This is a genomic window from Actinomadura physcomitrii, assembly GCF_008923205.2.
GTDB lineage: Bacteria > Actinomycetota > Actinomycetes > Streptosporangiales > Streptosporangiaceae > Spirillospora > Spirillospora physcomitrii.
In genome coordinates this window covers 186388-200577 of the sequence record NZ_WBMS02000007.1, presented here as the reverse complement: position 1 = coordinate 200577, position 14190 = coordinate 186388, and the positions used below count along the sequence as shown (strand labels likewise).

At 72.9% G+C, this 14190-nt stretch carries 5 protein-coding genes; all 5 read right to left on the bottom strand.

Translation table 11 applies throughout. From position 1 onward, the window contains the following. Positions 1 to 6: 6 nt before the first annotated feature. Positions 7 to 3762 (bottom strand): glycosyl hydrolase, encoded by a 3756-nt coding sequence (locus F8568_RS11500; protein WP_151593512.1) that lies wholly within the window; start codon positions 3760 to 3762, stop codon positions 7 to 9. Next, entirely contained in the window at positions 3759 to 7739 is a 3981-nt protein-coding gene (locus F8568_RS11495; RefSeq protein ID WP_160573587.1) for a family 78 glycoside hydrolase catalytic domain, read from the bottom strand. Before F8568_RS11495 ends, F8568_RS11500 begins: the two co-directional genes overlap by 4 nt. A 192-nt stretch (positions 7740 to 7931) precedes the next feature. Beyond that, positions 7932 to 9350 carry an L-fucose/L-arabinose isomerase family protein gene (locus F8568_RS11490; protein WP_151593510.1) on the bottom strand — a complete coding sequence of 473 codons (1419 nt, stop codon included), beginning with the start codon at positions 9348 to 9350 and terminating at the stop codon, positions 7932 to 7934. Between the two features lie 15 nt (positions 9351 to 9365). Further along, on the bottom strand, positions 9366 to 11570 hold the full coding sequence (locus F8568_RS11485; protein WP_151593509.1) for an alpha-L-rhamnosidase-related protein: 2205 nt from the start codon (positions 11568 to 11570) through the stop codon (positions 9366 to 9368). A 9-nt stretch (positions 11571 to 11579) separates the two neighbouring features. Next, a complete protein-coding gene (locus F8568_RS11480) occupies positions 11580 to 14105 on the bottom strand; it encodes an alpha-L-rhamnosidase-related protein (RefSeq protein WP_151593508.1) in 2526 nt (841 codons plus the stop codon). Positions 14106 to 14190 lie beyond the last annotated feature (85 nt).

The following is a 14190-nucleotide window of genomic DNA, read 5'->3' as shown; positions in this document are numbered from 1 at the left end:
GCGGCCCTACGGCCGCACGGAGAAGCCGCTCATCTGCACGTTGGCGTTGACCGAGTCCCAGCTCCGGCTGACCTCGATGCGCACGTACCGGGCGCTGACCTTGTCGAACGTCGTCGTCCCGCCCGCCTTGGGCGTGTCGGTGGCGGTGGCGACGGTCCGCCACGTCCGGCCGTCCTGGGAGACCTGGACGGCGTAGTCGCGGGCCCCGTAGTTGGAGCGGCCGCCCACGACGACCGAGCCGAACTCGACGGGAGCGCCGAAGTCGAGCCCGAAGTGCACCGGGTTCTGCGCGGTCGGTCCCTGGCCGGCGGCGCGGCCCCACGAGACCCAGAACGTGCTCGCCGAGCCGTCCACGGCGAGCTTCGCCGGGTAGCGGTCCTGGCCCGCGTCGGCGATGACGCGCGGGAACGGCGCGCCGCCGGGGTTGAGCGCGAGGTCGCCGGAGTGCCGCAGCGTCACCGCGGTCACGGCGGACGGTCCGGCGTCGCTGCGCGCGGTCACCTTCAGCGAGCTCGTCCCGGAAGAGACGCCCTTGTCGCGCACGTCGACGGGCACCGTCACCGACCCGCCGGCGGGGACCGTGACCTTGCCCTGCCGGGGCGTCGCGGTGATCCCGTCGGCGGCCGACGCCGTGACCGTCACGTTCGCGGCGCGGGCGGAGGCGTTGGTGAGCAGCACGGTCGCGCGGTTGTAGCCGCCGTCGGCCAGCGGCAGTTCGGGTTCGAGGGCCTCGGCGGCCAGCACCGGCCGGTCGCCGCCGGTCGGGGTGAGGGTGAGCGGGCCGAACAGCCCGTAGTCCATCGGCGCCCGCGACGACGCGCCCGTGCCGGGCGCGACCCGGACGGCGTTGAGCAGCGTCGACGCGACCCGCACGGTGATCGTGTTGTCGCCCGGCCGCAGGTAGCGGCCGACCTGGACGTGCCGCAGGTCGGACTGGTCGAGCGGCGGCAGGTCGTGCCCGTTGACGTTGACCCGGACGGTGTCGACGGGGGTGCCGAGGTCGAGTTCGGCGGCGTCGATGCCCTTCCAGCCGTCGTCGAGGGCGACGTGCGCGGTGTAGGTGCCGACGCCCGACACGTCCTTGAGGTCGACGGGGTAGCCGTTGGCGGTGGTGATCGCCGACCATGCGGGCAGCGCGCCGTTCTCCCCCGCCTTCACCGTGACGGGCCCGAGCGTCTTGTGCGCGGTGTCCCCCGGCTTGCCGGACGGTCCGGGCCCCCAGGAGTCGACCGACAGCGACCACTCGTTGAGCTTCACCGGCTGCGGGACGGCCGCCGTCCGCTGCCCGCCCGGACGGCCGGGCTTGCCCCGGCCGGGGAAGGTGGCGTCGTGCCGCGGCGTGACCGCGATGACCGTCGCGTCGTTCCCGCCGAGCCGGACGGGGACGGTGACGGTGCCGTGCCCGGACGTGTAGTCCGCGATCGGCGTGATCTTCCCGGTCCAGGTGTCGAGCCTGTACGGGACGCCGTCGCCGGTGAGGGTGACCGTCTGCGCGGTCGTCGTGTTGGTCTGGTTGTACAGGTAGTAGTAGTCGGTGGAGCCGGCCTGGCGGCGCACGTCGAGGATCGCGCCGGAGCCGTCGTGCGGCGTCGCGGCCGGGGTGACGCGCAGGCGGCGCAGCGCGCCGGGCGCGTCCGCCTCGCTCGCCGCCCGCACCACGGTGCGCTGCTTGAGCAGCTCGGAGACCACCGAGGTGAGCCGCGCGTCCTGGCGGCCCGCGTCACCGTCGCCGGGCACCGTGCTCGGCGCGTCCCCGACGATCACGACGGGCAGGCCCTGCCGCGCCAGGCTCAGCAGCTTCTCGGCGGCGGCCAGCGGCATGGTCTTCTGGTCCTTCAGCAGCACCGCGTGGTAGGCGGAGCCGTCGCCGAACAGGGCGCCGTGGGTGTAGGAGGCGTCCTTGCGCTGGAGCTGCGCCGGGCTGAGGTACTCGTAGGTGTATCCGGCCGACGCCAGCTCCGAGGAGCTCTGGATCAGCTTGTTCGACCCGGACCCGGTGGTGCCGGTGCCGTTCATGCCGAAGTCCTGCCAGTACACGGCGAGGTCGAAGCGGGGCTTGCCCTGCCGCAGCACGAGCTGCATCCGCGCGAGGTTGTCGTTGATCGCGCGGTAGTCGGCCCAGTTCGGGCCGCCCTTGTCGCCCCACGCCTCCGAGTAGGAGGTGTTGCCGCCGTAGGTCATGCCGGGCCAGGTCGACTGCGGTCCGGCGCCGGCGGGCCCGCGGCTCAGGTAGGGGAAGCCGTGCCAGACGACCTGGTTCACGCCGCCGGCGAAGCCGCGGTAGACGGCCTGGAGGTTCGAGGCGTCTGACCCCGCGCCCGCCGTGGAGCCCCACACCGAACCGGAGAACGCGCAGCACTCGTCCGACACCACCGGCTGCCCGGACAGGTGCGCGCCCGTGGCGACCACCCGGTAGTCCTGCACGTTGCTGTAGGCGCCGACCGACTGCCCGAACGCCAGCGACTCGCCCTCCGGCACGTCGATGTGCGACGCGGCGTCGGAGACGTCCACCGGGATGCCGTACGGCTGGATGCGGGTCTTGATGTGGTGCTTGTGCGCCCACGCGCGCAGCACGTCGAGGCGGTTGCGGATGTACAGGTCGCTGAGCGTCTGCCGGTAGTCGGTGCGGACGCGGGCGCCGACCCCGTCGCCGAAGTCGAAGAACGGCCTGTCGGTGATGCCCTGGTCGCCGGCGCCGGCGAGGGCGGGCAGCACGTCGATCGGCGAGTAGCCGCGCAGCTTCGTCCACTGGTCGACCAGCTGCGACGTCCACTTCTGCGTGGAGCCGAGTTCGAGGGAGTCCTCGAACAGGTCGGTCTCGCCGATCTGGGCGAGCAGCTTGCGCACGTCGGAGGTGAGGATGTTCTTGTCGTAGAAGTCGGTGGTGGCCTTCGCGCCGGCCTCGCTGAACGGGTCGAGCGCGTAGTTGGTGCCGGTCGCGGTGTAGCCGGACAGGGACTGCCCGCTGGGCGTCTGGTAGAAGGCGATCAGCGCGTAGGTGCTGGTGCCGTCGCCGGGGAAGTCGACCGAGAGGCCGCCCTGCGCGTCGACCTTCGCGGTGACGTCGGTGACGCTGGAGCGATCCAGCATCCTCGGCGCGCTGGACGAGGCGCTGCAGTCCGCGTCGGAGCACTTGGCGACGAGCGCGGCGACGAGCGTCTTCTTCGCCCCGGCGGGCGGCGCGACGTTGAAGTTCGTCGGCAGCCCGCCGGACCGGCTCGTGCCGCCCTTGTGGAACTCGTAGGAGAAGACGATCTGCTGCTGGGCGCTCGGGTCGTTGACGTCGTCGACCGTGGGGACGGTCGCGGGCCAGCGCGGGCCGATGGTGAGGTCCAGGCCGAGGCCCTTGTCCCTCGCCGCGGCCAGCATCGTCCGGGTCTTCTCCGCCCACAGCGGGGTGCCCCAGCCGTAGGTCTTCAGGAACTCGGGCGTGTTGTTGCCGGTGCCCTCGACATTGAACGGGGCGACCTCGGCGCCGCCGCCGCCCGCCTTCTTGATCTGGTCCAGCTCGGCGGCCAGCTCCTTGTCGTCGGTGTAGGCGAGCGGCTGCCACCAGCGGTACTTGGGCCGGACGGACGCGGGCGGGTCGGCGAAGGTGCCGCGGGTCAGGGCCGGCACGGTCGGCCCGAACGACTCCGCGCCCTGCGCCGCCTCGGCGACGGCGAGACCGGAGACGGCGAGCAGCGCCGCCACCGGGACGGCGGCGAGCCGCGCCGACGCCCGGCGGGCGCCGCCCGCCGGGCGAACTGTTGAACGGGTCATGAGGAGTAGGCCTCCAGTTCGATGACGCGGCTGTAGTTGTGGTCGTTGGAGTCGTGGACGAGCAGTCGCAGCGCGGACGCCCGCACTGGCGCGAAGGTCTTCTCGACCGTCCCGGCGGTGTTGCCGGTGACGGTCGCGACGGTCGTCCACTGGCCGTCCACCTGCGCCTGGACGTCGAAGTCCCGCAGGCCGGACTTGGACGCGGGGCTGCTGGAGCTGTTGAGCGTGTAGACCTCGACCCGGCCGATCTCCTGCGGGTCCTTCCAGGTGGCGGTGAGGGTGTCGGGGAAGGTCTTGGACGTGTCGTCGTTCCAGCCGCCGACGCCGTTCAGCCAGACGCCGGAGTCGGTGCCGCCGTCGTTGGCCCACGCGGGCGACGACCCGCTGTGCGTGCTGGACGCCGACATCGTCGCGGACCGGACGAGGTTGCCGGTGACCAGGACCGGTGCGGTCGCGGTCTCGTCGTCGGCCGTGACGGTGACGGAGCCCTTCGTCCCGTCCGCGCCCGAGCCCGTCACCTCGACGGGGACCTCGGTGGAGCCGCCCGCCGGGACCGTGACCCGGGCGGGGGCCGACGCGGTGAACCCGGCCGACGCGGTCGCCTTCACCGGGACGGTGACGGACCGGCGCTCCAGGTTCGTCACGCGGAACTTCGCGCCGGTGGCCGCGCCTGCGGTCACCGGGATGTTCACGCCGAACGGCGGCTCGACGGCGAGCTGCGTCCGGTCCTGCCGGACGGCGCCGGGCGTGCGGACGGTGAACGTCCACGACCCCGACCCGACCTCGTACACGGCGTGCCCGTTCTGGACGCCGAGCGGGCGCGCGCCCGCCGGTGCCTGCGCGGCGGACGCGCCGAGCAGCGGGACCTCGACGCGGGCGGGCGCGCCGGGCGGGACCGTCACGTCCAGCCGCAGGTCGTGCCCGGACCGGCGCCACGCGCTGGACACCGTCCCGCGCGGGGTGTCGTAGGACGAGGCGGCGCGGGTGAGGTCACCGACCACGGCGGGCCTGATCACGAGCTTGTCGTAGGCGACGGAGCCGTCGGCCTGCCGGATCCCGGCGAGGCCCGCGCCGAACCACTCGTCGATCGCGCCGAGCATGAAGTGGTTCTGCGAGCCGTAGCCGGTCGGGCCGTCCCAGTACTCGGTGAGCGAGGTCGCGCCGTGCACCACCTGGTACCCGTAGCCGGGGTTCGTGACCTGCTGCGCGACGGCGAGGACGACGTCGTCGCGGCCCGCCGCCGACAGCGTCCGGAACACCGACGGCAGCGCGATCTCCCCGACCGTCAGGTGGTAGCCGTCGTTCTTGATCGTCGAGACGAGGTGGTCGAGGACGGCCTGCCTCTGGTCGGCGGGGACGATGCCGAGGTCGAGCGCGAACGCGTCGCCTGCCTGGCTGCCCGACCCGTAGGTGTGCTCGGTCGTGTCGAGGTACTTGGCGTTGAACGCGGCGGCGATGTCGCCGGCGAGCTTGGTGTACTTCGCCGCGTCGCCGTCCTTGCCGAGCAGCTCGGCGATCTTGGCGAGCGCGGTGGCGCTGCGCTGGTAGCCGTAGGTCGCGGCGACGCCGACCGGGGTGGTCTTGTCGACGGCGGCCCAGTCGCCGAGGCCGTAGTCGAGCAGGTTCCCCTTCGCCTTGGACGTCAGGTAGTCCAGGTACCGCTGCATGTTCGGGTAGAACTCGCGCAGCGGCTTGCTGTCCCCGTAGGTCGTGTAATGCTGCCAGGCGGACAGGATGATCGCGCTGCCCCAGTTCGGGTCGTCCCAGACGCCGCCGGAGAACGTCGTGTACGCGGGCGCGATGTCGGGGACGAGCCCGGTGGACGTCTGCGCCTCGGCCATGTTCCGCAGCAGCGCCGGGTAGTAGGCGGCGACGTCGTACCCGCGGGTGATCGAGCCCTGGACGAGCTGGTCCTCCTCGAGCCAGCCGAGCTTCTCCCGGTCCGGGCAGTCGGTGAGGATCGACATCATGTTGCCCTGGACGGCCCGGTCGATGATCTTGTGGATGCCGTTCAGCAGCAGGTCGGAGCTGGTGAACGAGCCGGCGGAGGCGTTCCCGGCGCGCAGGATCTCCGCGCTCACGGTGCCCGCGGACGGCGCCGCGTCCAGGCCGCTGATCTGGACGTAGCGGAAACCGTGGTAGACGAACCGGGGGTGCCAGGTCTCGGTGCCGGTGCCCGCGAAGGTGTAGGTGTCCATGACCGGCGGGTTCTGCGCGCCGCCGGCGATCATCGTGCCCTGCTCGACGAGGCCGTCCGCGCCGAGCCGCTCCCCCGGCTTGATCGTCAGCTTCTCGCCGCGCCTGCCGCGCACCCGCAGCTCGGGCCACCCGACGATGTTCTCGCCGAGGTCGAAGACGTAGGTGTCCTTCTCCGGGTGCGTGACCTTGACGGTCTTGCGCGAGCCGACCGGGACGATCGCCGGGGACATCCGCGCGGTCAGCGCGATCCCCGGGTCGGGCGCCTCGGCGGCCGGCTTCCACGACGCGAGGTCGGCGGACGGCCCGTCCCAGCCCTTCTGCGCGAGCCGCGCGTCCTCGTCCTCGCCGCCGTACCACTGGCTGGACGTGGTGGGCCCGAGGTCGGTCCGCCAGGACCCGTCGGTCGCGATCCGCGCGGTCGTGCCGTCCTTGAGGGTGACCTCCAGCTGCGCGAGCAGCTTCGGCGCCCCCTGCGCGCCGACGTACTTGGTGTAGCGGTCGCTGGTCGCGGCGACGTTGTAGGTGCCGTTGCCGAGCCGGACGCCGATCGCGTTGCCGCCGCGCCGCAGCAGCCTCGTCACGTCGTAGGCCGCGTACTCGACCCGCTTCTTGTAGTCGGTGTTCGGCGGTTCGAGGACGGCGTCGCCGACCGGCTCGCCGTTGATGGTCGCGTCGTAGATGCCGAGCGCGGTGATGTACAGCCGCGCCGACCGGACGGTGTCCTTCAGCGAGAACTGCCGCGCCAGCAGCGGCAGCGCGGGCATCGACGTCTGGTAGGCGGGCGGCGGGACCTGGCCGGTGACGGTCTTGACGACCGTGAACGGGCCGTCCGCGGCGTCCGAGGTCTGCACGGTGTAGTCGACGGGGAAGTTCGGGGTCTTCCCGTCGCTCGTCATCACGTCGGTGCGCGGGTAGAGCTTCACCGACGCGACGTCCTTGGCGGCGCCGAGGTCGAGCTGCAGCCAGATGTGGTGCCCGGGGTCCTGCGACCCGTAGGCGTTGCTGGTGTACCCGAACGGCGCCTTCTGCGTGGTGAGCGACCCGTCGGTGAGGAACTCCGGCATCCACTTGCCCGGGTACTCGCGGACCTCGGACGCGGTGACGGCCGCGCCCTTCGCCACGTTCGTCCCCGACGGGTCGAGCGCCTCGATCTCGGCGAGCTGCAGCCGGGACAGCAGCGACCCGCCCTCGATGATCGGCAGGCCCAGCTTGGACACGTCGACCCGCAGGTAGCGGGCCTTCGTCCCGGCGGGCAGCGCGACCGTGACGGGGCTCGGCGCCCGGTTCAGCCACCGGTCGTCGGTGATCCACTTCGCGGACCAGTCGTCCTTGCCGAGCAGGCCCATCTCGAACCGGGCCGGGCGGCTCCAGGCGGACGCCCGCCCGGAGCCGTCCCAGACCCGGACCCGCCACCACACCTGGCGGCGGGAGGTGAGCGCCGCGCCCCGGTAGACGGCGTTCGCGGCGCTTGACGGCACCTTGCCGGAGTCCCACAGGTCGGCGCGGCCGAGCCCGTCCCGGGAGGTGGCGGCCTCGACCTGGTAGGCGGCCTGCGCCGCGCCGTGTCCGGGCGCGGTGAGCCGCCAGCTCAGCGCCGGCGCGGTGTCGTCGATGCCGAGCGGGTCGTCGAGCGCGTCGGTGCGCAGCCCGAAGGCGCTCAGCCCGGCCGCGTCCGCGCGCGCCGGAACCGTGAACGCGGCCCCGACCAGCAGGGAAACGAGCGCCGCGGGCAGCGCCGCGCGGTAGAAGGTGTGCAGGGGTGGGGGGATGGTGCGCATGGACGGGGCGTCCTCTCGCAGGTGCGCTGTGGGGTGGGAGGGACGGCGCGTCGTCCGTTTCCGGGCATGCGGAACAGAGCCCGTGGCCGTGCGGGCGGGAGCGCACGGTCGCGGGCCTGCGCCCGTCATCGCCTAGGGACGGATCCCCCGATCGCGCCTAGTGAGAGTTCGAGTCCGTCAGGGTCGTGGTCGTCAGGGGTTCACGGTGACCAGTTCGATCTCCAGGAGGTCGGCGAGGGCCTTCAGGTCGGCGATCCGGTGGCCGGTGCCGAGGGCCCAGTGGTGGGAGATGCCGGTGGCGCTCCAGGCGTCGACCCATTCGCCGGGGTCGCAGCCGAAGTCCACGCGGGAGGTGGTGTTGCCGATCTGCAGCAGCGGGCCGTCCACGGTCTCGCCCTCGGACGCGACGAACGCGAACCGGCCGTCGCGGCGCTGGATGATCCCGAACGCGGTGACCGGGCCGTGCTTGACGTCGAACTCCACGGACACGCCGTAGCCGCGCTTGCCGTGGTAGACGCCGAGGCCGCGCAGCAGCGGGCGGCGGGCGCTGATCGCCAGGTGCGCGGGCCCGTCGTGGCCCATCTCGACGTGCCCCCGGTGGAAGTCGAGCGCCTGCAGCTCGGTGAACGAGCCGCCCGCGCCGAGCCGGTCGGCGATCAGCATGGCGAGCGAGGTGCGCAGCTCGTACTCGCCGGCCGCCGGGACGCCGCGGGCGGTGAGCAGCGACGCGCCGAGGATCATCCCGGCGCCGAGCCGCTCGTGGATCTCGCCGTCCAGGCCCCGGTGGTAGTAGGCGAGGCTGTCCAGCTCGAAGTCCTCGACGAGCCGGTCCAGGCCCGCCGACACCCGCGCCGCCCAGGTGAGGTCGTCGTCGTTGACGGAGGCGTCCAGCTCGAAGATCTTCTCCGCCTCGGCCTTCTTCGCGGCCGCCTCGGCGTCGGTGACCTTCTCCACCCGGACGCGCAGGTCGTCGAACTCCAGCACCTCGACGTGCCCGCCGAAGTTCGCGCTGACCAGCGTCAGGTCGGTGGAGACGTCCAGCATGCCGGGGTACAGGTGGCCCATGAGCCCGTGCCGGCCGCGGCGCAGCGCCGCCCGGACCCCGGCGGCCCGCACCCAGCGGCCGATCTTCGCCCAGGCCCGCTCGTCCTCCAGGAACCCGGAGACGGACCGGAACGGGATGCCGCACCGCGCGAACGCGTTCGCCATCTCCGGCAGCGGGCACGCGCCGCAGTAGGCGAGCCACTGCCCGGTGTCGAACGTGGCGTGGTCCATCGACTCGGACGGCTGCAGGTTGATCAGCAGCACCGGGGCGTCGGCCCGCTGCGCGACGGGGACCAGCATCGTCGCGGTCATGTAGGTGGTGAGGAACCCGACGATGATGTCGCAGCCCGCCGCGCGCAGCTTCTCGGCCGCCGCCGCGCCCTCCTGCGCGTCGGAGATGAACCCGACGTCGACCACCTCGGCGCCGAGCCCGCGCATCCGCTCCGACACCCGCTCCGCCGACCGCTTCAGCTGCGGCAGCAGGTCGGGGAACTGCGGCCAGTACGCGCCGAGCCCGCCGGCCACGAGGCCGACCTTCACGGGCGGCGCCCCGGTGTTGCCTGTCATACCTGTTCCTTCCTGCTATTCGGCTGTCAGGGTGTGGCGGCCTGACGGCGCGCCGTCCACGTACACGTACTTCCCGTCGCCGGTCACGCCTCGCGCGGTGGCCTTGCCGTCCGCCCAGACCGTCCGGCCGTCGAGGGTGACGCGGGACGTCGACGCGGTGACCGGGACGGCGAGGCGGCCGGACGTGCCGCGCGGCGCGGTGACCTCCAGCCGGAACGTGCCCCCGGTCGCCCGCCACGACGCGGCGATGGCGCCGTGCGGCGTCGGGACGGTCCCTTCGGCCCACGCCAGGCCGCCGGCGAACGGGACGACCGCCCAGGACGAGTAGCCGGGGCCGGTCGGCCGGACGCCGAGGACGCGGGTGGTGAGCGTGATCGTCGGGCCGCTCGCCCAGCCGTGCGCGAGGCTGGAGAACTGCTTGAGGTTCGGGGTGCCGTCCGGCTGCATGTGCTCCCAGAACGTCGAGCCGGGGTCCTGGCCGAGCTGGTGGCCCCAGAACGTCCGGATCAGGTCGAGGCCGGACGCGTCGCCGGTGTCCAGGCGCGCGTCGGACTCGAACGAGCTGGGCAGCGGCGCGTAGAACGGCGGCAGGCTCGCGTTCGGGGTGGACTGCGCGACGGTCAGCGACCCGTACTGCGACCAGTTGTTCTTGCGCAGGTAGGCGAGGGCGCGGGTGGCGCGGTCGCCGCCGGCGACGCCGGTCAGGACGGCCGTGGCGTTGGCGTCCTGCGGGTAGGCGCCGGGGATCTCGCGCGACAGCCGGTAGGCGCCCGCCTGCTCGTCCCACAGCTGGTCGTTGATCGCCTTCTTGACGGTCGCGGACCGGTCGCCGTAGGTCGCGGCGGCCGGCGCGTCGCCGCGCGCCTTCGCCATCGCGGCCATCTGCGTGAGGTTGCGCGCGTACAGGGCGTTGACGTAGGTCTCGTGGCCGCAGTCGGAGTAGCCGTAGTGGCCGCAGGAGCCGGCGGCGCCGAACGCGATGAGGCCCTGGTCGTCCTGCGCGCGGACCGACTCCAGCCAGGCCGTCGCCTTGGTCAGCTGCGGCCACCACTTGTCGAGGTAGGCGCGGTCGCCGGTGTAGAGCCAGTGCTCGTACATGTTGTTGACGAACCAGGTGACGTACTCGCCGTAGGTCCGCAGCTCGTCGGCGTTGTGCTGGCCGACCTGGCTCTCGGCGGGCATGAACCCGTCCGGGAGCTGCTGGGCGGCCAGTGACGACAGCGAGTTGTCGACCGCCTCCAGGTCGTTCGTGGACAGGTAGGTGACGGGCGCCTGCACGGCGAGGTCGCCCTGCCAGACGATCCGGTCGCGCTTGCCGCCGTCGAAGATGACGGACTTGCCCGGGTCGGCGTGCGGGACCTGCGCGTCCGCGTGGTCGCCCTCGCCGGAGGCGTAGGGCCAGCTCTTGGCGGTGTTGGACGCGCCGGTGTCCACCTGCACGGTGTAGGCGCCCGCGTACCAGATCTTGTTCAGCTCGTTGTCGCTGGACAGGAAGTGGCCCTGGTAGCCGTCGAGGTCGCGCTGGTTCGGGGCGGCGGTGAAGTCGACGGACACGCCGTCGATGTCGACGGTCCCGGGGCCGTCGAGGAACAGCGTCGCGTAGCGGAACCCGCCGCGCAGGGCGCCGTCGCGGATCGTCGCGGGGAGCTTCACTCCGTCGAGCGGCAGGGCGTGGCTGTCGGTGTCCTGCGTGTAGGGCTGGCCGGGGAAGCCGTTCCAGATGTTGGCGGTGTCGCAGCCCGGTGCGATCTTGCCTTCGCCGTCGTTGGCGTCCGGGGTCAGCGCGGCGTACTGGATCGACTCGGAGAAGCAGGCGCGCAGCTTCGGCGGCGTGGACGACGCGCCCTTCACCCGGACCTTCAGGTGCCCGGCGACCTCCTTGCCGAAGTCGATGACCAGCAGCGGGGAGCCGGCGCGGTCGGCGGCGCCGGTGAGCCGGACCGAGCCGCCGCCGTCGCGCAGCGCCGCGTCCGGCGACCCGTCGATGCGGCCCTGGCGCGGGTCGGCCTTGTAGACCTTGACGGGCCGGACGGTGCGGCTCGACGGCGACAGCACGTACGGGCGCCACTGGCCGTGGTGCGGGGTGTAGGAGGCGTCCTGCCAGGGGCCGCGCGGGGACGCCGAGGCGGGCAGGGCGAGGGCGGCCGTGCCCGACACCGCCAGGGCCGCGGCGACGGCGGCGCGGGCGAGCGCGCGGCGAGGGGTGGGGGGAACCATCATCACTCCAGGTCAGCGAGAGGCGGTCAGGACGGACGAGCCGGTCAGCCCCGGCACCTGCACGAGACCGTCGCGGACGGTCACGCCCGGTTTCACGGCGGTGCCGTTCCGCCAGACGACCGAGCCGTTCACGCGGACCTCGGACGCGCCGGACGCGGGCACCCCCGCCGTGGCTGTCGTGCCGCCGGGCGCGGCGACGCGCAGCGTGAAGGTCCTGCCGCGCTGCTTCCAGGCGGCGGTGATGTCGCCGCGCGGCGTCGGCACCCTGCCCTCCGCCCAGCTCAGCCCGCTCGCCGGGTGCGGGAGGACGGTGAACGTCGAGAACCCGCCGGACGTCGGCGTGACGCCGAGGACCTGGTTGGTGAGGAACGAGGTCGGCGAGGCGGCCCAGCCGTGCGAGAGGCTGGTGTAGGAGCCGAGCTGCGGCGCGCCGGCGGTGCTGACGTTCTCCCAGAGGGTGCCGGGCGTGTCCTTGCCGAGCATCGGGTACCAGGTGCGGCCGAGGACGGACATCGCGCCGGCCATGTCGCCCTGCGAGGCGTACGCCAGCAGCGACTGGCCGGACACGAACGGGCTGATGTACCGGGGCACCACTCCGCCGGCCTTGTCCACGGTCAGGTCGCCGTGCGGGTCGGCGAGCCGGTCGCCGAAGAACTTCAGCACCGACTTCGCGCGGTCTCCGGTGGCGACTCCGGCGACGACCGCCATCGCGTTGCCGTCCTGCGGGTGGTTCGCGTCGGTCGGTCCGACCTTGTAGGCGCCGGCGGCCGGATCCCAGAGGTTGTCGTTGACGGCCTTGGCGGTGCGGGCGGCGGCGTCGCGGTAGGTCTTGGCGAGCGCCGCGTCGCCCTGCGCCTCGGCGGCCTGCGCCGCCTGCCCCAGCACGTGCACGTACAGGGACGTGACGTAGGTGCCCTTGCCCTCGTTGCCGTAGCCCCAGGTGCCGCCCGCGCCCTTCATGTCGAGCAGCCCGTCGGAGCCGACCTTCGACTGCATCCACGCGACGTTCTTCTTCATGGCGTCGTACCACTTGTCGAAGAACGCCTTGTCGCCGGTGTAGAGGTAGTGCGTCCAGTAGTTGTTGACCCACCAGGCCGCGTACTCGCCCCAGCCCATGTTGTAGCCGAGCTTGTCGGTCAGGTAGAGGCCGGGGATCTGGCCCTGTGGCGACTGCCCCTTCGCCATGAACGCGATGGCGTTGGCGGCGGGGTCGCTCTGCCCGGTGGTCAGGTAGGACACCGGGTCGGAGACGGCGTTGTCGCCACCCCAGATCATGCGGTCGCGCTTGGCGCCGTCGCTGATGACGCTGTCGCCCTCGCCGATGATCGCGTCGTTGCGGACCGGGCCCTCCTGCCCCGGGTAGGGGCGGCCGGTCTTCGGGTCGATCGTCGCCATCTGGACGGTGTAGGCGCCCGCGTACCAGAGCCGGTTCAAGGTGTCGTCGCTGGACAGGAACGCGCCCTTGTACCCGTCGAGGTCGGGGTTGGCGGGGTCGGCGGTGAACTTCAGCCGCAGGTCCGACAGGCGCACCTCGCCGGGGCCGTCCAGGAACACCATCAGGTAGCGGAACCCGCCGCGGATGACCGGGTCGGTCATCGCGGTGCGCCCGGCCTTGGTGTCGAGGTAGTGGGTCTCGGTGGCGAGGCCGACGGGGTCCTGGCTGTAGTCGGACGCGGTGGTGAGGTACTGGTCGCTCTCGCTGAACGCCAGGCCGAGCTTCGGCGTGCCCTTGCGGACGTCGGCGGTCACCTGGACCTGCCCGCCGACCTCCTTGCCGAAGTCGTAGATGGCGTAGGGGCGGCCGTACTCGTTGGAGGAGAGCGTGGTCGTGCCTCCGTGGAACGCTCCCGCCGGGTCGTGCACGGCGGCTCCGTAGGGGGCGGCGGACGCGCGGCCGTGCTGCGCGAGCGTCCAGACGGCGTGGATGCGGGCGCCCTGCCCGGGGTCGTCGGCGTTGCGGAACTCGACCTTGATCACTCCGGACGATCCGGCGACCCGCGCGGGGACGTCCACCTCGTAGTGGACGAGGCCGTCCTTGTCGCCGCTCCACACGCCGGCCTGCTCGGGGTCGGGCTTGCGCTCGTGGACGACCGTGCCGTTCACCAGCACGTCGTAGTGGGCGGTCGCGCTGCCGGCCTCCTCGACCCGCAGCGTCACCGGGCCGGGCCCGCCGCGCATCGTGTAGGCGAAGCCCGCACCGGCCCCGGTGCCGGACTGGCGGACCATGACGCCGTCCGCCTTGCCGGTGGTGGACGCCCCGGGCTCCAGGCCGTGGCCGCCGGTCTCGGACGCGGCGGAGTCGGCGGACACGTAGTCGCCGTTGAGCCCGTACGCCTCCGCCGCCCTGGCGGGACGGACCGTCCGGCCGGACGGCGCGAGGACGTAGCGGCCCGCGCGCGACAGCGACGGAAGGCCGAGCGGGTCGGGAGCGGAGGCGGACGCGGCGCCGGCGGGGACGGCGACGAGCGCGGCGGCGGCGAGGGTGAGGGAGGTGACGGCGGACACGTGTGCTCGTGCGAACTTCTTACCCGGGTTCATCGTTGTCCCTTCGGGTTCACCTTGGTCGAGCGGGCCCATGGAGGGAAGGCCGGCGGCCCCGGTGGGGACGGCGCGGCGGCCCGGC